Source organism: Enterobacter sp. MGH 37 (genome assembly GCF_000534515.1).
Classification (GTDB): domain Bacteria; phylum Pseudomonadota; class Gammaproteobacteria; order Enterobacterales; family Enterobacteriaceae; genus Enterobacter; species Enterobacter kobei.
Map to the genome: position 1 here is coordinate 1831992 of NZ_KI973206.1, position 20325 is coordinate 1852316.

Consider the following 20325-nt stretch of genomic DNA (forward strand, 5'->3'; position numbering starts at 1 on the left):
AAGGTTTACGCCTTGTATGCAGAGCAGGTGGCTATTTTAACGCCATTGTTACCGATAACATTGATCCAGACAGGATTTTGGTCTGTTTAATAAGTCAGCGTGATTATCACGTCATCAATAAATTCCCCTGTACCGCTCAGGGGCTGAGCGGGGACTTCCCCGTAAACGGTGAAGTTCTGGGTGCCGCCAGCGGGATGGGTGACATGCAGCGCATCGCCGCTGTGCAGATCGCCCCAGCTTTGCGTGGCACCCGCATCCTGCCAGAGCCTGTAGCGCAGGCACTGACCCTCATCGTTACACAGCTGCCGCTGATTCCCGATGGCATGGTTGCCGTTGCCCATGCCAAGCGTGAACGCTGTACCGGCCGGACAGCGCGTGGTAAGGGTTGCGGTGGAACGCGTCGGGCGCAGCGTGGCGGTACTGTTCAGGGTGCCGAAGTTAAGCGGGGTGACGCGTTCTATGTAGCAGCCCTGGCTGATTTCGGCCTGCGCATTGGTACCGCCCTGCACCTGCTCCCCCTCCGCAGAGCCATCCGAGCAGTTTTGCAGTGCATCCTGACGGCTAGCGCTGTGCCAGGCGATGCGCAGATTCATGTTGTAGTTGTAATAGTGGTACGCCGGAAGTTGGTTTTGCCCTGCCGGGACGGTGGCGATAAGCGGAAAGCTCCCGCTGATGTTGGCATTGCTGTCGGCGGTCAGAGTCTGCTGAATGAGTTCCCCGCTGCTGGCGGGACCGAGTTCCTGAGCGCGCGCGTCGCCGTTAAGCAGGCGGAAAAGCAGGGTGTACTGTTTACCCTCCGAATCTCCCGGTGAGACCATCTGAAAGGGCGGTGCGTCGATACTGCTCAGACAGACGTTGATATATTCCGTCGTGCCGTTGTTGTCAGCCTGACAGCTAAATTTAACTTCGGTGTTGGTCGACGCGGCATTGCCCGCCACGACATTGCCAAAGTTGATGACGGCAGGTGATGTTATCCAGCATGCGGCGGCCATCGCCTTCAAGGACACCGCAAGCAGCAGCAAGAACGGTGCTTTTAATGACACTGTTGTTCTCCAATATTCTGTATGGGTGACGCAGTACGGGGGGCCGGAAGCCTGACCCGGCACTCACCCTCACCGGTTTTTACCACCAGCTCACCTGGCAGAGGCGGGTCTTCAAGCCAGATAAAACCGTCACGCCCCACAATGGTGGCACCGCGTGGCGTTGAGACAATGCTGCCGAGCGGGAGCGGATTATGGTGGAGGTCCACCAGTCGGGCCTGAACTGTGACGGCGTGATGGACGTTAAAATCGACTTTTACCGCGCCGCCGTTGCCCGGTCTGGCCTGCATGTCGGTGACGGGGGCAATCACGTCGGCAGGCAGATCCAGCGGATTGATGCTGACTTTGCTGGCGTGGTAACGCGGCAGGTCGGTCAGCAGCAGATACCCTTTCTCGTCGGTTTCGCCTGCCGGGCGGTTTTCCAGCATCACCGGCACATGTCCGACACCGTGCGTGGAGACCAGCGCCAGGCTTTGTTGGCTGTAGCGCAGCGTGTGCAGGCTGCCATCCAGCAGCGTCAGGCTACCCTCGGCTGAGGCATAGTTAGCGCCCTGCGCCATCCCAACGTGCCACTCACCTGCGTGGCCCAGATAGCCCACGTCCGCATAGGTTTCCCGGTGCTCGCCAAAGCCTCGCCCCAGCTGCCATGACCAGCCGCCGACCTGATCGTCCGGCTGATGGCGATAATCCATGCGCGGCATATCGCGGCTGGCCTGAACGGAGAGGGTATCCTCACGCCCTAACGGGATCGAAAGCATCAGCTGAACGTGGCTCGACGCATCCGTAAACGAGCGGGTGTAGCTCAGCGTGGTGGAAATATGCGCCGGCAGCGAGGCGGACCAGGAGGCGTTGAGATAGCGTTGTTTGGTGCCCTGAATGTTTTGCTGTACCCAGCCCGCACCGAAGGTACCTGAATGGGGTATCGACTGGCTGACCCAAACGCTATCGCTGCGTCTGACGGGGAGGGTACCGCTCATGCGGGCGTTATCGGCAAATGTGGCATCGGTACGAACGGTACTGGCAGAGATCCCCGTCCCGCGACCGTTCCATTGCCAGCCAAGGCCCCACTGTTTTCCCTGACCGTAGGGGCTGTCGCTGATGGCGACATGCTGGCTGATAATCCCTGTCCCGGGCGAGATCAGCCAGTCGACCCCTGTCCCGACATTGCGCAGTTTACTCTGCTGCTCCGTGTGCAGCGCCAGCGTCAGCTGGTTATTCACCCCGTAGCGCCACCCTGCGTCGAGCATGGGCGAGGCGGCATAGTCATTGGATCGCAGGGCGTAGTTTTGTCGCATCCAGCCGATATCCAGCGAGCCGCTGCTGAGTCCTTCCGCCAGCATCCCCGGCGCACCGTAGAGATCGAGCTGTACGGTACGACGCTGACCGTTGATGTCGGTAATGACCACCTGGGCCTGCCCGCTTCCGGTAAATGAGGGCAGGGTATCCAGCAGAAAATCGCCCGGCGTGACGCGCTGGCTGCTCTGCTTAAGCCCGTCGATGTACAGATCGACCGTAGAAGGCAGAACCGCCGTGTCGCTGTAACGGCTACGCGGTTCGGTGTTGAGCTGCGGATTGAGCTCAAAATTACGCGCCCAGTGCAGCCCGCCAAAGCGTACCTGTCGGCTCCAGCGGGCGCCCGTGGTGATGTTGTCGCCCAGCGCCAGGCTCGTGAGCGAGTCCGTGTTGTCCCACTGCCAGCGGGTTTCAAGGCGTGTGTGGCGGGGCCGACCTGCGCTGTTTTCCTCACCGGCATGGCTCGAAAAGCTGCTGCTGAACGTCCCGGGAAGCGCCCCGGATGCGGTGAGCGACGTTTGCGCGTTAAGCTGGCGTTTCCCCTCTGCGCCGCTGCCATAAAGCGCATACCCCAGCGTCAACACGCTGATGGGCTGCGCCTCAGGATAGCGATACTGCGGCGTCGGCCTCCCGACAGACAGATGCTGTTGGCCCTCAAGCGCCTTTGCGTCGGCGGTAATGGAGACCTGCTGAGCATGCAAATCGAGACTGACTTTCAGACCCGGCAGGGACGTCAGCGCGACCCACTCGTTGGCGTTATCCGGGGCGCGAAGCCCCAGTTTTTTGAGGTCGCGGTGGTCCATCCACAGCGCATCTCCCACTACCCGGCAGGCCCACAGATCCCCGCGCGGGTCGTGGTTCACGGTGATTGCCAGCCATTGCAGGGTATCGGCGGCGGGTTCAGTCCGGGCTGACAGCATCAGCGGTAGCCAAAACAGGAGCGCGAGAAGCAAGCGGGCGCAGGGGTATCTGGCTGGCATGGTGGTCGTCATTGAGATAGGCGCGCAACGCGCTGAACGTGTGGCGCGAAGTGTGCTTTAGCGTTATAAGCGCGGTCTGTCCCGGCAGAACATAGCCCGCCAGCCCTTTCAACGACCCGACGACCTGACCGGTGGCCGTCAGAACCTGCAGGTGGCTCAGGCGGATATGGCTGTTTCCGGCGTTATAGCAGCGGATCGTTCCCGGGGTGTCCGCCTGTTCGCAGCTCAGGGCATCGCGGCTGACGGGCATATTCTGGTTTCCGGCAATGAAGACAGGAATAGAGTAGCGAAGCAGAAAGTGTATCGCGTTGGGATTGGCCGCACGGGACGTTGCATCCGGTAGCTCATCAATGACCAGCCGGTAACTTTGCTCCTGTTCACGGATCCCTGGCTGCATCACGATTATGCGCACCAGCTGCTGCTGGCCCGGCGCCAGTGAGGTCATCGCCGGGCTGCTGACCACCTCGTCGGTGGCCGTTAATACATCTTTACCGTTTTGCTGGGTCCATTCGTAAACCCGTATCTGCGCATGGATGGCCGCTTTACCGCTGTTAGTGAGGTAGACCGCCGAGGCGCTTTGCCCGCTCTGGAGGTCGAGCGTCACTGGGGCCACCTGAAGCGTGGCGGCCATCGCGTAGCGAGACAGCAGCGCCAGCATCATGAACCACAGAATGAAGCAGGGGAGAAAACGACGCATGATCAATACACCAGATTCAACGTGACATCATCGCTATAGGCGCCAGCCTGCGCGGTCATCAGGGCACCTGCGTCAATCACGCCATACAGCGTCTCTTGCTGTTCCATGCCGTTGCCGGTGTCGGTGAGTCCATCGGTGCTGGTAATTTGCGTCTGTTTGCCCTCATCGGCAAAAAGTTTCCAGGCAATCTTCTGTGCGCCCGTTTCACCGTTTTCTGGCTTCAGCCAGAAGGTGCCGTTGTCACTGCTATCGTTGCTGGTAGCAGAGAGCGTGAACGGCGTCCCGTTGGTACAGACGATATCGACCTGCGTTTTGGCTTGAATTTCGCTTGATTCGTCCGAGCCGTGGCGCGAGAAATTGAGGTCGTTGGCTTTGAGCGTGCAGGACTTCACCACCTCAAGTGAAACGTGCATCGTCGCGCTTGTGGTGCTGTCTGCGGCGATTGCAGCAGCAGGAAGCAGGAGAACGGAACAACATACAACAACAGGGATAATTCTCATGATCGTATTTCCTGACGTGAATAACAGTGCAATTACAAAGAAGAGGGGAGCGCGTCCAGCAGGCAGAGTTTTTGATGGAATTCCGCCAGGTTCTGGCAGCAAAATTTGTTCATCGCGTTACGTTTGTGGGTGTAGATCGTTTTAGGTGACTTATTAAGGATTTGCGCAATACGTATCGGGCTGAATCCTTTATGGAACAGCATGCAAACCCGCATCTCCTGACAGGTGAGCGTGGCGGTATTCTCGAAAGAGAAGCTTGTGTCGCTAAAACAGAGGCTTAGCTGCGCGAGAGACACATTGTCCGCAACCACTCTGACCCGCGCGTTGTGTAGCCAGGCGTTAATGTCGTTGACCCGGGCCGCGTCCGTCAATAACAGCCAGTTTCCCCCGACGTGCGTATTGAGCAGCAGTGTCTGCAGACGCATAAGCCCTTGTGGATTAACGTTGTTAATCCAGTAAACCTCAGGACGGGGTGATACGGCTGTCGACAGGATCGAATTCAGGCCAAGCCATAAAAAAGCGTTGCTGCTCAGAACGATAACCTGATAGCCGGCATTTGCGATGAAAGGCGTCATTTTAGACCCCACAGATAACCCTGGCCGTAATCGGCCGCGCTCGCCCGGGCCAGTGCGAAATCGCCCGCCGTTTCGATGCCTTCAATAAGGACTTTACTGGCGACACGCTTGCATTGACGGGTGAGATGCAGAAACTTCGCCTGCTCTGTGCGCCCGCTCCAGAAAGTATGTTTGTCAATTTTGACGCCACAGAAGCGGATCTGGCTGGCAAGCAGTTCGGGAAGAATGGCTTCACAGACATCATCAGCCCACACTTCAATTCCCCAAAGATGAAGTGTCGCAATGCAGTTTCGCAGGACCCGGCTTTGCGTATCATCGAGTTGTACCATCGTATGGAGATCGGTCACTTCGATAGCAAGCCTCTCCGGACAGGGTGTTGCTTCTTTTAGCCTGTCGAGGAAGTCCGTTTCCAGCAGCAAATCTGATGTCGCGTTGAGATAATATTTGTCGCCCTCTTCGCAAAACATGGCATGGCGAAGCTGCGCAAAGAAAAGTTGTTTACGCTGCGTCGAAGGCATGGCGTCAAAATAGTCTTCGAGATTGACGTGGGGCTTTGCCGTGGACAATACCTCCCAGGCAATCACATGTTCACTGCGCAGTGCCCGGATGGATTCGAACTTATAGCCGGTTAGCATGATAAAAGTGTGTCACTCTCCGTCGTTACTTTAGGAGTTACACATTTTATAGAATGGTGTTTTTGCGGGATATTTATAAATAAAAATGACTTATATATGGTGTTTTTATCTTATTTATAATCAATTTATAGATTTATTTATTTTTATAAGCACCCGGCAGGGACGCCGGGTGCTCAGGCATTAACCTTGTCTGCTGACAATTTTGATTTCGACCATGCCAATCCCGAGCTCGCGCGGTGAGTGGCCAAGAATATTTCCTTCATTGGTGGACTGCGGGTCTGGCGGCACAATCACCAGGGTATTGCTGCGCGATGGGTTGGCAAAATGCAGAGTGTGCGTGCTGACATCATTCCCAAGCGTCAGCGTCTGCTCCTCATCGCCCACGCGCACCGGCACTGGCTTATTCGCGTTAGGTCCATACGCTCTGGCTGTGATCACCAGGTCAAATTGCTCCGGCAGGGGATGGGTGTACTCAATTTTCACTTCGTTACCCAACTGCGCGTTTGACCAGCGTCCCCACGACTCCGGACGAGAGATGCCGCTAAACTGCTTCACTTCTTCAGGCGCGCCGGCCACGTTGAAGATGAAGCTGTCTGCTTTATAGCGAATGTCGTTGTCGACGATTTTCAGCATGTCGATGTTGTGCTGATAGCGTGTGGTATCAATCACCGTATCTTTAAAGGCGGTTTTGCCTTTCCACTGGGCTTTGTCCACATGCTGCACGGTTTGCTCCCCGCCAAGCTGCCCCTGAGAGACGCACCAGTCGGTCGACAGCGCCAGCGGCTGTGACCAGAGCTGACCCATTTTGTAACACCTGTCGATCCAGACAAAGTTATCGCGTGGGGCGAAATCGGCCAGCTGGAAACGCAGCGGTGCGGAATATTCACTTTCCGGTAGCGGTTCAACGCGACTGTCCGACACCCGTACCAGCAGCGGCAGACGGAAGTTACTGCCAGAGAAGGCAATCGTGTTTTTCTCCCGATCGATGGTGAAGTCTTTCATCTCTTTCGGGAAGTTCCACAGCCGGATGATGTCGGGCTTCCAGGCGAGGATTTTCTCCTTCATGTTGAGGAACACTTCCGACAGGGATTGCCCGGACAGCGTGCTGCGACCCAGGCCAATAAAGTTGTCGCCACCCAGAATGTCCAGCACGGTTGCGCCGTTATCCATGGAGTTGCGTTTGGTGGCGATCACCTCTTGTTGCGGCTGGTCGCCGCGCAGAACGAAGAACAGGTTGCTGCGATCCTGCTTGTTGAGCTGATCCCAGGCGCTGTTTTTCATCGCCAGATGGTCAGACGAGACGACGATGACGGTGTTTTTAAAATACGGCGAGGCTTTGATTTTCTCGACCAGCGCGGCGATATGCTCCTGGCTACAGGTCACGGCGCTGAAGGAGGCGTTGCTTTTGCCGTCCACGTCATAGCGTTTGCGTTTACAGGTGCGCGAGACGAAACCATCCGGATGGTGCGTATCTACCGTCAGCGCGAAGAGGGAAAAACGCTTCCCGGCGCGGGAAAGCGCCTCGAATTTCTTCCAGGTTTCGTCCAGTACGGTATCGTCATAGAAACCCCAGTCGTTGCGGTAGGTCGGGTCGGCAACCGTCGTCTTTAACTCTTCTGAGCCGTACAGGTGATCAAAACCGTGGGATTTCAGGAACACATCTTTTCCGGCAAAGCGCAGGTTTGCACCCTGCACGAAGTAGTTTTCGTAACCGGAGTTTTTCAGTATATCGCCCAGGCAAATATTCTGCGGGAAGAACGTCGACATCGAGGCTGAAGCGTTACCTTCAAAAGGTGCGAACAGCGGGATACCGCACTGGGAAGCCACCATCCCGGCGATAGTGTAATCCGTGCCGGGCAACTGCATGGTGTGGCTGAAATCGAGACCTTCATCTTTCAGCGCCCCCAGATCCGGGGTCAGGTTCGGGAACGCAGTGTTGTCGAAGTAGGTGCGCTCAAGGCTTTCACCGTAGATATAGACCAGGTTGAGTTTCGGGTTGGCGATCGTTTTCGATGGCTCTTTGTAGTACGCCACAAAGTCTGGATCGCCGTCACGCGACTGAGATTTCACCAGTTCGGTGATCTGATGAAACGCCGGGCTGGCGTCGACGGAGGCTAACGCCAGGAAAAGCGCCAGCAGGCTGTAACCATGATGGTGAGGAAGATGACGACGGCGACGCAGCACCCAGGCGAGTGCGCCAAAAATGGTTACCAGCGCCACAACCAGGCCCAGCCCCGGAAGAATGTACTTGCCCACTCCCGCGCCCGTCAGGCTGTTCGTCAGGGTATAAAGTACCGCATCGTTGATCCCGTCACCGGTGAAGTAATCGCTGGCGTATAAGGTAATGTTTAAAATAATAAAAAAGCCGAGTACGACCAGTGTGGCGATAAACCACCAGGTGTTACGGCCGGCTTTCCAGGCATAAACGCCCACAGAAGCCAGAAAAAGGACAAGAGACATGAATTCTGACAACAGCATATCCTCATGACGCCAGGTGCTTCGCTGGCTAACTGTTTATTTTTTGGGTTATACAATGTAATGGCGATGTCGTTTAGCTGCAATTTTAGTGTCACGAAAGTGTGCTGTTGTTAGGATTTGGTTTAGAAAATCGTTTTTATGAAGAAGGTCGCATCCTGACAAACGGACGCTGAGACGGTGGCAGGTTGGAAAAACGCTCGTTTCACGCCGCGATGCAAGACTATCGCATTAAACGCGGCGTGTTGTGGCAGAAAATGGGGGAAATCAGGAGATGAAATTAACGCCTTGTTTCAACACCAGATCGCAGGCTTTGGTTTTCACCTGTTTCGCCAGAGAAGAGTTGCCGAGGGTGCTCAGGTTAAGTTGCTGACCGTTTTGTGCGTTAAGCAGACCCTGAATGCCATCCATATAGCTGGTATCCGCTTTTTGCTCCTGAGTATCGAGACCCAGTTTACCCAGCACCTGGTTTTTCACGTTTTGCGCGTCGGTCACCGAGGCCAGTTTTTGCTTCGCGCAATATTCCAGAATCCCCGCCGCGTTGTTCATCGTGCCCGCGCTCAGGCTTTGGGAGCTGTTGCTTAGCAGGCTGGTGAGGGAAGAGGCGGAGAGCCCACCCTGAGTGCTGCTGCTCTCTTTGGTCAGCTCGTTTGCTGCGCTTGAGAGGGACTCCTGCCAGGACGCCGCTTGCGCTGCGCCGGTAACCAGCAGCGCGCCTAAAAAGGTGCTGATAAGGATCTGTTTTTTCATAATGGCTTTCTCAAAAAGGTCCGTTTTGGGCCGGAAGGGGTTCCAGTATATACCTGTGTCCCGCTGGCGATTCCTGGAACTGTCTTAATACTCTTTGCCGGTAACGCGGCTGCGGTAACTGTCCCAGTCGAAGATGACATACAGACTGTTACCCAGCTTCATACGGTCCATGACGCGTTCGCCCAGTAAGCGGGTCATCTCGTCGATGTTGTGGTTTGTGAGCATGCCGGTGGGGCGTTTGGAGGAAGAACGACGATCGACAATCTGATTGATGATGACCTTTTCATAACGGGATTCCGTCTGAACGCCAATCTCGTCGATGACCAGTAAATCGACATTACTCAGATCGTTAAGCAGCTGTTCTTCGCTGGTTTCGCGGTTGCTAAAGGTGTCTTTCATGGCGGACATGATATCGGCCACGGTGATAATGAGCACCGATTTACCGCGCAGAAGCAGTTCGTTACAGATGGCCGCGGCAAGATGGTTCTTCCCGGTGCCCGGTTTACCGCTAAAAATGAAGCTGGCGATATTACCGTCAAATTCATCCACGTACTGACGTGCGGCGGCGAGCGCGTTCATCTGCCCGCTGGTTTCAACTTTATAGTTATCAAACGAGCAGTTCTGATGCAGAGGGCGAATACCTGAGCGGTTAAACGTGCGCTGCATTTTCATCGCCCGGTTTTCGCGGGCGAGCGCGGCGGCACGGATTTTTCCTTGCTCTTTTTGCCACGCCAGCAGTTCTTCCCCCGTCGTGAAAGCGGGCTTCACGTTGGCTGGCATCATTTTTTGCAGACGTTTCATCAGGTCACCGACGTTCTTCATTTCGCACCTCTGAATCCACTGGGGATCTGTTTATCCGGTTCTGAAAACGCGTTGATATCGCGTTTTGGCTGGCCGTTATTGCTGGCGCGGGTAATCTGCAGATGACGCGCGAGCTTTTGCTGCCACTGAATATGGGTGAAAACTTTACCCTCTGCCTGCCACCAGGCCGTAAAGGCGGCGAGCTCTTCCGCGGTGGCCGGTTGGGTTAACGCAATGCCCCACAGCGCGGCCTGCCGTTGAAAATCGGCGTCGGGCTGCCAGCCCGCATAAAGGGCAAATTTGCCCATCGGAACGGTCACCAGGGCGTTAACCGGTTCATCAAACAACTGGTTATCCAGCGTGACATCGCTCGCCGGGCGGGATAATTGCGCTTCAGTCTCCAGAAGCTGTGCCAGACGTTCCGGCGTGATTGCGTAAAACGCCGGCGCGTTATCGGCAAAAACCGCAACCGTGCCGCCTTCGGCGTGAGTCAACACACCGCGTGGGTCGCGCATAAAGGCATCAATGCCAGCAATGCTGGTGGTCAGAATTCTGGAGGACATAACGCTTACTCTACTGATAACGACGGGCGTGATAAGGGCTTATGGTAGCACAGAGAGGGGGAAGGGAAGGAGGGGATTTCCCCGGTGGCGCTGCGCGTACCGGGGCTACAGTCATAGACCTGATAAGCACAGCGCCATCAGGCATTTATCACGCGATGATATTCAGAGTCACATCGATGTTGCCGCGGGTCGCGTTAGAGTAAGGGCAAACAATGTGCGCCGCATCGACCAGTTTTTTGGCTTCCGCCTGATCCATCCCTTCAACGTGGATGTTCAGTTTTGCTTCGATACCAAAACCGGTTGGCAACGGACCAATACCCACTTCACCTTCAATAAAGGCTTCTTTAGGCAGGGCAAATTTGTCGCGAGCCGCGACAAACTTCATTGCGCCCAGGAAGCAGGCGGAGTAGCCAGCAGCAAACAGCTGCTCAGGGTTAGTCACTTCACCCCCCATGCCGCCCATCTCTTTTGGCACGCCCAGTTTGACATCCAGAACGCCATCGGAAGAGGTCGCGCGGCCGTCACGGCCCCCGGTGGCTTTTGCTTTGGCGGTATAAACAACTTTTTCTAAAGACATGGCAGGTTCCTCATCTTACTTTTATGTGTGCTATTAAATAGCGTGCGATATACATGGGTAAATAAATACGCGTAAAGTATAGCGTCACGCGCGTTGAATCTGTTGTCGCAAAACTTCCAGCTGCTGCTTGAGTGACAGCATGGTCTCGGTATCACACTGTGCCGCGCATCCCACCGCATGAGGGATCCCTGCGGCCTGCTGCTGTAGGTGACGTCCTGCATCAGTCAGGGTGACAGCGACCTGACGTTCGTCTTTACGCGAGCGGTGACGGTTGATGAGACCGGCGCTTTCCAGACGCTTCAGCAGCGGCGTCAGCGTTGCGGAATCAAGGAACAGCCGTTCACCGATGTCTGATACCGTCACGTCATCCTGCTCCCACAGCACCAGCATCACCAGATATTGCGGGTAAGTCAGGTTTAGCGGTGCCAGCAACTGCCGGTACAGCTTGTTAAGCGCCAGATTTGCCGAATAGAGGGCAAAGCAGAGCTGGTTATCCAGCAGGAGCGCAGAGGTTGTGTCGTTCGTTTTCGCGTTCATGAGATGAATATAGATAGTGTGCGATTTAATTGCAAGCAATTTTATGGGCAGGTATACCGCAGCGCCACCTGAACGGCCATTTTACGGTAGTGCTGGCGCTGAGCCCGCTCGTCGGCACCCTCTTCAAACAGCAGAGTGAAGGTGTAGCTGTTGGCGACGTAGTGAAAGCTGAAGCTGCTTATCAGGCGGTGGAGATCGCGGGCGTCAACCGTCTGGCTGAACAGCAGTTTCTCTTTGCCGCGACGCAGGATCTCTTCCAGCAGGTCGAGCGCGCTGCGGTTAACCTGGCGCAGATAATTCGACTGCTGCATAAAGCGGCCACGCTGCATGTTTTCCATGCAGATGATACGGATGTAATCCGGATGGTCAGCATGATAGTCAAAGGTGGTTTCAACCAGGTGGACCAGCGCTTCGACGGGGGGCATATCCGCCAGGCTAAGCGCTTTTTCGCTGGCGCGAATTTCGGTGTAAACGTGTTCCAGCACCAGCAGATAAAGATTTTCTTTATTCTTAAAATGGTAAACCACCATGCGTTTGGTGGTGCCCGCTTTCTCCGCGATCTGCTCCATGCGGGCGCCGTTCAGTCCGTATTCGGCAAACAGCGCAATAGCGCTCTGAAAAATTTTCTCTTTCAGGCTGGACTCTTCGTTGTGCTCGGGGTGTTCGCTGCCAGGGTTAGCCACATCCTTTCCTTATTTTCACCAAACGGACCAGAAAGATTATCTCCACGGCAGCGAAATAACACAAATATCAAACGCGCGGGCGTTTGCGGTACAGCCACAATCCGGGGATCGACAGCCCGATAGAGAGCGCACCGACAATGGACGACGCTTTAAGAAAGTTGCTCAGAAGAAGGATCATCTGCGGCTCGGTGTAGCCAAAATGGCTGATTTTCACCGCTGAAATCATTGCCGTATACGCCGATATGCCAGGAAACATCGGGATCACGGCGGCGACGGTGAAGACTTTAGGATGCGCCAGATACCAGCGCGACCATTGAATGCCGATGCTACCGACCAGCATAGAGGCCATAAATGTCGACCATTCGATATTAAAACCCGCCGCCATCATGGCCATCCGCGAGCCGTGACCAATCGCCCCCAACAGCGCACACCACGGCAGAGCACGTTGCGGAACGTTAAAGACCATCGCAAAGCCGACGGCAGGAATGGCGGCCAGGATCATATCCTGTGCCAGTGCCAGCAGAAAATCTATCACGCCCATCCGCGTAACCCCCAGAGAGTCATAGCCATGACCACGCCGATACAGGTTGCCAGCGTCAGCAGGCTGGCGATGGCCCAGCGTGCCAGACCGGTATTAATGTGCCCTTTAAACATATCGGCAACGGCGTTGATTAACGGAAAGCCCGGCACCAGCAAAAGCACGCTGGCCGCCATGGCAATCGTCGGGGTGTTGGCGAACTGCGGCAGGCGCAGCAGCAGGCCTGAAACGGTAGTGGCGACAAACGCGGTAATGCAAAAGTTAATTTGCGGGTGCAACTGCCGATGGGTCAGCAACTGGCGTACATACATGGCGATACTACTGGCGAAAAAGGTGACCAGTGCGCCATCCCAGCCGCCTTTATTGAGCTTACAGAAACAGGCGCATGAGAGCCCGACCATCAGCACGACAAGCCAGCGCGGATAACGTAACGGTTTGATTTGGTTGAACCGTTTTTCAATCTCTTTGAGATCGAGAAGCTTATGCTCCGCAAGGATGACGATATGCTGCACTTCGGTCACAACGTGCATGTTAATGCCACGGTCCTGGTTTTTACGGGTGGAGGTCAGGCACTGACCGTCCTTGATCGTGGTTAGCACAATGGCGTTGGAAGAGATGGCGCTTTCCACGCTGTCCATCCCCAGCGCCAGCCCCAGCCGGGTTGAAAGTTCCTCAACCAGCGCGCTTTCCGCGCCGTGCTGGAGCAGAAAAAGACCGCACTGAATACAGAGCCGCGTGATAGCACGCTGCGTTGACCGTTCTGCCTGCATGTCGTGTCCTGAAGAGAAGGTGAAGAGTAGCCGCGTGGCCCGTTGTGCCTACTTTTAGCACAAAATGCAGTGGCAGTTGCTGTGGGTCAGATCAAGGTTTATGCAAACAGTTGCAGCCTGGCTGACGAAAGACGTTGGGATCAATTTATCAATTCGGTGAATTATTGGTTTGGAAATATAGAATATTTGTATTTAGTTATTCTAATTTTATATTGTCGATATTTTAATGATTGTCGAATTAAATTTATTGTCGCTTTGTGAGATATTAGTGCAGTTTTAGGCATTTCTTAAACTTAAAACATTTCTCATCTTCTGCTTGTATTAATCAGTTTTACACTCAGGGACGAAAATACGTATAACTTGATGCGTTTTAACGTTACTTATCAAATGAAAATGGACACGGAGGGTCTATGTTGTCATTGCACGGTAAGCATGGCGTTGTCATTAGCCGGATACCCGTAATGCAAAATGGGTTAGGGGATGTGGTGACACGTCATTTTCCCGATTTTGAATTGACCTATTGCCGCTCACTGCAGGAGTTGACCCTGCTTCAGTTACGCCGCGCAGATGTGATTATTGCCGATGTTTCAGGCGAATACAGGAACCCGCGGGGTGCGCTCGAAGAGTATTACCGCTTATTGAATCAGTACAGGGATATCCACTGGATCTTTTTGGTTTCCCGGCCATTTTATCCTATTGCTGTTGAGCTGCTTATGCGCCCGGAAACCACGTTGCTTTCTGATATGGAACCTATCGAAGGTGTCGTGAACGCTATCCGGGCAGGAAGTGAACGCGCAGAGCGGATTAGCCAGACGTTATTAACTCCCGAATCTCAGGAAGGCGAAGAGGAAGACGAACACGTCATTGCGCTTACAAATTCTGAGCGCAAGGTACTTCGTCTGTTAGGTAAAGGGTGGGGGATTAACCAAATCGCTACGTTGCTTAAGAAGAGCAATAAAACGATCAGTGCGCAGAAAAACAGTGCGATGCGAAGGCTGTCATTACGGAGTAATGCCGATATGTACGCCTGGATCAACAGTACACAGGGAATGAGAGAGCTGAATCTCATGTCAGCCTATGGAGAGTTCGAGGAATGGAAAAAACCGATTCAACACGACATATCGCCATCATCGAAAATTGCACGATGAGTGCCATTGGGCTGCAGCATCTTTTTGCGCAGTCCGAACTCAGTCAATATCAGCTGCACCTGTTCAATGATTTCGATGGCTTTAAGAAGGCGCTTTATCACGTTAATTTTTTCTCGCTGATCTATTCCCTTTCCGATGCGCGAGAAGCGCGTCGTAACTGCCTGGCGCACCTGAGGGATCTCGCGTTTACGCATAGCCATATTCAGCGCATTATACTGGTATCTGATGAGATGGAGGCGCGGCTGATTAGCCATCTTTCCCCTTCTCGTCTTCACGGTGTGGTCAGTAAATCAGTGACGCTTGAACACCTGCGGAAAGAATTCATGGTGCTATTGAGCGAAACGCTGCGCATAAACGACAATATGCTTAATCACTGGTACTGCAGCCAGAACCGGATGTTAAGCCCGACGGAGAGGGCAATATTGCGTTATATGTCGTGCGGCTATTCCATCCCAGAAATCGCGGCGCAGCTTAAGCGCAATATCAAGACTATCCGCGCACATAAGTTTAATGCGATGGTGAAGCTGGGGGTGAATTCTGACGTCGGGTTGCTCGATGCCGCGGATATTCTTACGCATTTGCCGGTAAGAGAAACGCGTAGTGTGGGGTTAAACAAACCGACATTTTTGTAACCTGTCTTTTGCGCCAGAGATCTTCTGGCGCATCAATCAGATGCACACATCGACCCACTTTGCGGATGTCAGCTCTGCCATTCTGTCCGGAGAAATACGCACAGCACTATGGATTGCGCCAGCGGCAGGAAGCACTTCCGCGTACTGTTTTAGAGAGATATCACAGTAAACCGCGAGCGGGTTTTCCAGCCCGAACGGGCAGACGCCGCCAACGGGATGGCCCGTCACGGTGACCACTTCATCACTGCTGAGCATGCGCGCTTTTGCGCCAAAGGTGTCTTTCAGTTTTTTGTTATCCAGACGCGCATCACCCTTCGCAACGACCAGTATCACCTCATTTTTAACCTTCAAAGATAAGGTTTTGGCGATTTGTCCCGGTTCCACACGATGGGCGGCAGCAGCCAGCGCAACGGTAGCCGTACTCTGGCTAAGTTCTATAACTTCTATCTCCGGCGCGTTGTCGGCAAAAAACTGCTGTACGGACTGCAAACTCATTATTTCCTCCTGACAAATAACCTGCGTAATCTGTCATAAGAATTTATGCTCTGTAAATATCTCTTAAGTAACAAATATCCCGGATGGCTGATTTCTGGATCCCCTTCACAATCACAGAAACCGGTTACAGTAACCGGTTGCAGAGCGTGATGCGTAGATTAATACTGAGTATGTAACGTCCCCTGTATCCAATAATAAGAGCCAATTATGAAACCATTTCGTCTGAGCAGTACCGCGGGTACACAAGCCAGCAAGGTTGTGAAGCTGAGTTATGGAACAACGTGCGGCGCGAGCGCGTCCGTTATAAACGTCTGACAGGAGAGCTGCCATGTCTGCCAACCATGCTGCGTTTAATCTGATATTCCGTTTCGTTGAAAATTACGTTAGCCCGATTGCCGGGCGCATCTCTTCTCAACGTCATGTGATGGCTATCCGTGATGGCTTCATCTCCGCGATGCCGTTTATGATTGTGGGTTCATTTTTATTAGTGTTCGCTTACCCGCCGTTTTCGCCTGATACCACCTGGGGTTTCGCACGCACCTGGCTGGATATGGCGAAACAATTTGAAGGCCAGATCCTCACGCCGTTTGATATGACGATGGGGATTATGTCCATTTATATCTGTGCGGCCATTGCCTATAACCTGGGCAAACACTATGTCAAAACGCACCAGCTCGATCCGTTTATGTGTGCCATGCTGTCGCTCATGGCATTTTTGCTGGTCGCGGCACCGAAAACCAAAGGCACACTTCCTGTCGATAGCCTCGGTGGAACCGGTATTTTCACCGCCATTCTGGTCGCGATTTACTGCGTTGAGATGATGCGTTTCCTCAAGGCGCATAACATCGGTATTCGCCTGCCAGACCAGGTACCTCCGATGATCAAAAACTCCTTTGACCTGCTGATCCCGGTGCTGGTGGTGGTGTTAACGCTCTATCCGCTGAGCCTGGTGATTCAGTCTCAGTTTGACATGCTGATCCCGCAGGCGATTATGTCGATCTTTAAACCCCTGGTTTCCGCGGCAGACTCACTGCCTGCGATTCTGCTGGCGGTACTGATTGGGCATTTGCTGTGGTTCGCCGGGATCCACGGCGCGGCCATTGTCTCCGGGATGCTGCAGATGTTCTGGCTGACAAACCTTGGGGCCAACCAGACCGCACTGGCCGCCGGTCAGCCTTTGCCACATATTTTTATGGAAGCCTTCTGGACGTTCTTCATCGTGATCGGTGGGTCGGGCGCGACGATGGGGCTGGTGATTTGCTATCTGCGTAGCCGCTCGGCGCATTTACGTTCTATCGGGCGTTTGAGCGTGGTACCCAGCTTCTTTAACATCAACGAACCCGTTATCTTCGGCACGCCGATTGTGATGAATCCGGTGTTCTTTATACCGTTCCTGCTGGCCCCCATGGTTAACGCCGTCCTGGCCTGGGCCGCGATGACCTTTGATTTGATAGGCCGCGTCATTTCCGTCGTACCCTGGACAGCACCGGCGCCGATAGGCGCAGCATGGGCCCTGGGCTGGGATTTCCGTGCAGCTATTCTGGTTGTCGTTCTGGCCTGCGTATCGGCCATCATCTACTACCCGTTCTTTAAAGTTTACGAGAAACAACTGCTGGAGCAGGAAGCTGAAGAAGCGCAGCGTAATACGGAAGAGGATAATCAGCAGGTGGCCTAGGTAAAAGCAAAACGGCAACTTTCAGGTTGCCGTTTTTAGTGTTTGTTCCCTCTCCCCGTGGGAGAGGGGCAGGGTGAGGGCATCAGGCCGCACCCAATTACTTCAGCGTACAATCCCCGCACTGCTTAACGTCCGGCAGGCGATAGCGCTGGCAGCAGGTGCGGCGCACCAGGAGTCCGTCACGGAGTACAACGGTACGAAAGAGCGGGTTATCGCGGCCGTCTGAAAGCTGTTTTGCAAAGAAACAGGACTGACGCAGTGCATCAACGTTCTCATCACCAAGCAGCGGTTTCATTTCCGTTAAATACCAGTGGATTAAATATCCGGTATTACTCCAGATAAGCTTTCCGTTGATCTCCCTCGTCGCTTCAAGCGCATCCACCACCGGGATCAAGGCCTGAATGACAAGTTGCTCCAGTCGTTCCTGGGCAGAGAGGTGTGCCGCGTTCAGGTCCTCGTGCAGATCGATCCAGAAACAGGCCGCTCGACCGGTTTCGTGGAACTCGACATGGAAATGTTCCGGGGAGAGCGCCAGCATGCTTTTCTGGGTTAACACCGCCAGCATGAGCGGAGGTACCATCAGCCCGATATACCATTGCGCCCACAGGGAAAGCAAAGGCTTATTTTCTCGCGTCAGGGTCGGCTGATTGCGATAGATATGGTCGGAATAGGTGGCAAGGAGTGACTGCAGCGTAGAGGGTTGTCGCCACTCCGCGAGGGTCATGGCGTGGTGCGGGGGCGCTTCATCAAGCCGGATAAAGTCCAGCAGGTGAGCGCGTGTTTCCGCAATCTTATCCCGTATGGCATCCGCAAGCGACGCATTCCCGTTGGTGAGGGGCGCTCGCCAGAGAAGGGGTTCAACAATGTGTGCGGTATGCGTAGCCATAGTTGAGATAGGAATCTAAATGATAATGATTGCCAATCCTAACTATTGCTTATACCAATGGCAAGACTTTTGTCCTGATTCAACGCCGACCCGTCTACGCGGTTTGCAGCTCTTCGCTCAGAAGAATGTTGTTACGTCCAAGATGCTTTGCTTCATAGAGCGCTCTGTCTGCTCTCTCCAGCGCGCCTTCGACATCTTCATTTTCAAAAATGGCAATACCGATGCTGATGGTAACATTGGTGGCGACGCTTTCGTTGAAGAGATGCGGAATTTTCAAATCGTAGACTTTCTGCCGGATCCGCTCTGCCGTATGACGGGCGTGTTCAAGTGAAATATTCGTCAGCAGCACCATAAACTCTTCCCCGCCGAAACGCGCCACAATGTCACGCGAACGCACGGCGTCGCGGATTGCTGCAGAAACACGTTTCAGGGCCTGGTCACCCATCATATGGCCGTAGTGGTCGTTATAGGCTTTGAAGTGGTCGATATCCATCAGCAGAACAAAGTGTTCACCGTTTTCCACCGCTGGCAGGTTCTCCAGGCGGCTCTGAAGGCCGCGCCGATTATAGAGGCCGGTAAGCGGATCCATCATACTGAGATCGGTAAGGGTTTCCCGTTCTTCCAGCAGCCGGGAAAGCAGTTCCTGCGCAAAGCGATCGTTGCGTTTTTGCAAAATGTTATGAATAGCGATGGCCACCACAGGAAGTGCGAAAGAATAGGTCATTCTCAGCCACATCTCTGGATTGCTTAACCACAGACAGACAATAAACGCGGGGAGTGAATGCAGAGTAAATGCTTTGATATTACTGGCGAATGCCAGCGTTCCGATAAAAAGCACCGTTAATAGGGCGATTAACAAATACGTCGCCTGGTTATGGGTAATTAGCGAAAATTTCGAATCAATTTGCCATGCCCACAAAATACCGAAGATCCCTGAAACAAAAGGAATATTTATCTTTCGCGCACACTTTTTCCAGTGCCAGACGAACAGGCCGGTGCTGATGGAAAAAATAGCAATCAGCGGGGCGGAAAACACGCGCACGGAATAGAGCGGATTTGTTACCGAGAACACCGCTGAGGTTGCATTCAGAAATAAAAATAAACGTAACGATAATTGATATTTTCGTTGAACCAAAGACCGCCAGGATTGTGATGTCATAGTCGTGCGTTTTTATTAAAATTTAATTAAAACAGATAAATAGGCGTTGTTTCGCAATAAAATATGCAAAAAACTCAAAGAGTAATTATAAGAAAAACTTTATGTGTAGTTAACAGGTGAGCAATTTATCACCTTAGGCTATTCCTGTCATTCTACATAGCGGTAAAGGTCGAACTTTTTTGATTGTCTGCGCTGACAAATGATAATCTTTATCATATGATATTGTTTATCATTATCGTTATGAAAGGGCGATGCATGTTGAACAGGGTGCTGGGAAGTGCATGGGGGGTACTGCTGCCGGGCGTCGTGCTTGGCGGTTTGATGTTCGCCGATCTCTCCATTGATGTCTGGAAGACCATTCTTGTGTCGGGATTGCTGGTGACTTCATGCATGATCTGGCATAAGCAACTACGTCACTTTGTTTTACTGCCATCCGGTATGGCACTGATCGGTGGAATTCTGGTAATACTGATGAGTTTGAAATAACAGGGAAAAATAAGAGGTACAACAGAAGGGATGCAAGATAATTGGTGCGAGGGGGGGGACTCGAACCCCCACATCCGTAAGGACACTAACACCTGAAGCTAGCGCGTCTACCAATTCCGCCACCTTCGCACAGTTATCTTACTGGTTTGATATCGCCTCGTTGGTGCGAGGGGGGGGACTCGAACCCCCACATCCTAAGGACACTAACACCTGAAGCTAGCGCGTCTACCAATTCCGCCACCTTCGCCCAGTGCGAGCAATATCAACGTGATTTATGGTGCGAGGGGGGGGACTCGAACCCCCACATCCGTAAGGACACTAACACCTGAAGCTAGCGCGTCTACCAATTCCGCCACCTTCGCATACCATCGATACTGTAAAAGTATCGTAACCACGGAGGCGCATTCTAGATGTTTTCAGCTTTACGTCA

22 protein-coding genes and 3 tRNA genes are annotated in these 20325 nt (G+C 53.6%); 4 read left to right on the plus strand and 21 right to left on the minus strand.

Going from position 1 to position 20325, the window contains the following annotated elements; translation table 11 throughout:
• Positions 1-86: 86 nt before the first annotated feature.
• From L383_RS02680 to L383_RS02610, 15 genes are all read right to left on the minus strand, one after another.
• On the minus strand, positions 87-1043 hold the full coding sequence (locus L383_RS02680; RefSeq protein WP_023331954.1) for a Csu type fimbrial protein: 957 nt from the start codon (positions 1041-1043) through the stop codon (positions 87-89).
• On the minus strand, positions 1034-3313 hold the full coding sequence (locus L383_RS02675) for a fimbria/pilus outer membrane usher protein (RefSeq protein WP_226882674.1): 2280 nt from the start codon (positions 3311-3313) through the stop codon (positions 1034-1036). The genes L383_RS02680 and L383_RS02675 overlap by 10 nt, the downstream gene beginning before the upstream one ends.
• A complete protein-coding gene (locus tag L383_RS02670; protein ID WP_023331956.1) occupies positions 3234-4010 on the minus strand; it encodes a fimbrial biogenesis chaperone in 777 nt (258 codons plus the stop codon). The genes L383_RS02675 and L383_RS02670 overlap by 80 nt, the downstream gene beginning before the upstream one ends.
• A gap of 2 nt (positions 4011-4012) precedes the next feature.
• Positions 4013-4510, minus strand: coding sequence for a Csu type fimbrial protein (locus L383_RS02665; protein ID WP_023331957.1), 498 nt, complete (start codon positions 4508-4510; stop codon positions 4013-4015).
• A 32-nt stretch (positions 4511-4542) separates the two neighbouring features.
• The gene (locus L383_RS02660) at positions 4543-5085 is read right to left on the minus strand and encodes a helix-turn-helix transcriptional regulator (RefSeq protein ID WP_023331958.1); all 543 of its coding nucleotides are present in this window, start codon (positions 5083-5085) and stop codon (positions 4543-4545) included.
• Positions 5082-5720 (minus strand): EAL domain-containing protein, encoded by a 639-nt coding sequence (locus L383_RS02655; protein ID WP_023331959.1) that lies wholly within the window; start codon positions 5718-5720, stop codon positions 5082-5084. Before L383_RS02655 ends, L383_RS02660 begins: the two co-directional genes overlap by 4 nt.
• 180 nt (positions 5721-5900) lie before the next feature.
• Positions 5901-8192 carry a phosphatidylglycerol--membrane-oligosaccharide glycerophosphotransferase gene (opgB, locus tag L383_RS02650; RefSeq protein WP_014882430.1) on the minus strand — a complete coding sequence of 764 codons (2292 nt, stop codon included), beginning with the start codon at positions 8190-8192 and terminating at the stop codon, positions 5901-5903.
• Positions 8193-8462: 270 nt separating this feature from the next.
• Entirely contained in the window at positions 8463-8945 is a 483-nt protein-coding gene (locus L383_RS02645; RefSeq protein WP_014882431.1) for a YjjA family protein, read from the minus strand.
• Positions 8946-9029: 84 nt separating this feature from the next.
• Complete coding sequence (gene dnaC, locus L383_RS02640) at positions 9030-9767, minus strand: DNA replication protein DnaC (RefSeq protein ID WP_014882432.1); 738 nt, start codon at positions 9765-9767, stop codon at positions 9030-9032.
• Positions 9764-10309, minus strand: coding sequence for a primosomal protein DnaT (dnaT, locus tag L383_RS02635; protein ID WP_023331960.1), 546 nt, complete (start codon positions 10307-10309; stop codon positions 9764-9766). Before dnaT ends, dnaC begins: the two co-directional genes overlap by 4 nt.
• 148 nt (positions 10310-10457) lie before the next feature.
• Positions 10458-10886, minus strand: coding sequence for an organic hydroperoxide resistance protein (locus tag L383_RS02630; RefSeq protein WP_023331961.1), 429 nt, complete (start codon positions 10884-10886; stop codon positions 10458-10460).
• A gap of 84 nt (positions 10887-10970) precedes the next feature.
• Positions 10971-11423, minus strand: a complete 453-nt coding sequence (locus L383_RS02625; protein ID WP_023331962.1) for a MarR family winged helix-turn-helix transcriptional regulator — start codon at positions 11421-11423, stop codon at positions 10971-10973.
• Positions 11424-11464: 41 nt separating this feature from the next.
• Positions 11465-12106 (minus strand): TetR/AcrR family transcriptional regulator, encoded by a 642-nt coding sequence (locus tag L383_RS02620; protein ID WP_023331963.1) that lies wholly within the window; start codon positions 12104-12106, stop codon positions 11465-11467.
• A 67-nt stretch (positions 12107-12173) separates the two neighbouring features.
• On the minus strand, positions 12174-12647 hold the full coding sequence (locus tag L383_RS02615) for a threonine/serine exporter (protein WP_014882436.1): 474 nt from the start codon (positions 12645-12647) through the stop codon (positions 12174-12176).
• Complete coding sequence (locus L383_RS02610) at positions 12638-13414, minus strand: threonine/serine exporter family protein (RefSeq protein WP_023331964.1); 777 nt, start codon at positions 13412-13414, stop codon at positions 12638-12640. Before L383_RS02610 ends, L383_RS02615 begins: the two co-directional genes overlap by 10 nt.
• 410 nt (positions 13415-13824) lie before the next feature.
• Between L383_RS02610 and L383_RS02605 the strand changes: the two genes are divergently transcribed.
• Positions 13825-14562 carry a helix-turn-helix transcriptional regulator gene (locus tag L383_RS02605; protein ID WP_023331965.1) on the plus strand — a complete coding sequence of 246 codons (738 nt, stop codon included), beginning with the start codon at positions 13825-13827 and terminating at the stop codon, positions 14560-14562.
• Positions 14559-15194: a DNA-binding transcriptional activator BglJ gene (gene bglJ, locus L383_RS02600; RefSeq protein ID WP_014882439.1), complete on the plus strand. Its 636-nt coding sequence runs from the start codon at positions 14559-14561 to the stop codon at positions 15192-15194. Before L383_RS02605 ends, bglJ begins: the two co-directional genes overlap by 4 nt.
• Positions 15195-15230: 36 nt before the next feature.
• Here bglJ and L383_RS02595 read toward each other — a convergent pair whose 3' ends face one another.
• A complete protein-coding gene (locus L383_RS02595; protein WP_023331967.1) occupies positions 15231-15689 on the minus strand; it encodes a YbaK/EbsC family protein in 459 nt (152 codons plus the stop codon).
• Positions 15690-16017: 328 nt separating this feature from the next.
• Between L383_RS02595 and L383_RS02590 the strand changes: the two genes are divergently transcribed.
• Positions 16018-17364, plus strand: a complete 1347-nt coding sequence (locus L383_RS02590; protein WP_023331968.1) for a PTS sugar transporter subunit IIC — start codon at positions 16018-16020, stop codon at positions 17362-17364.
• Between the two features lie 97 nt (positions 17365-17461).
• Here L383_RS02590 and fhuF read toward each other — a convergent pair whose 3' ends face one another.
• Positions 17462-18250: a siderophore-iron reductase FhuF gene (fhuF, locus tag L383_RS02585; RefSeq protein WP_023331969.1), complete on the minus strand. Its 789-nt coding sequence runs from the start codon at positions 18248-18250 to the stop codon at positions 17462-17464.
• 94 nt (positions 18251-18344) lie between these two features.
• The gene (locus L383_RS02580; RefSeq protein ID WP_023331970.1) at positions 18345-19409 is read right to left on the minus strand and encodes a GGDEF domain-containing protein; all 1065 of its coding nucleotides are present in this window, start codon (positions 19407-19409) and stop codon (positions 18345-18347) included.
• A 216-nt stretch (positions 19410-19625) separates the two neighbouring features.
• Here L383_RS02580 and L383_RS02575 point away from each other — a divergent pair, with 216 nt between their 5' ends.
• Complete coding sequence (locus tag L383_RS02575) at positions 19626-19895, plus strand: DUF1435 domain-containing protein (protein ID WP_032637555.1); 270 nt, start codon at positions 19626-19628, stop codon at positions 19893-19895.
• Positions 19896-19937: 42 nt separating this feature from the next.
• On the opposite strand, the gene L383_RS02570 is transcribed toward L383_RS02575, so the two are convergent.
• From L383_RS02570 to L383_RS02560, 3 genes are all read right to left on the minus strand, one after another.
• Positions 19938-20024, minus strand: a tRNA-Leu gene (locus tag L383_RS02570).
• Between the two features lie 32 nt (positions 20025-20056).
• Positions 20057-20142: transfer RNA gene (locus L383_RS02565), tRNA-Leu, on the minus strand.
• A gap of 28 nt (positions 20143-20170) precedes the next feature.
• Positions 20171-20257: transfer RNA gene (locus L383_RS02560), tRNA-Leu, on the minus strand.
• Between the last annotated feature and the right edge of the window lie 68 nt (positions 20258-20325).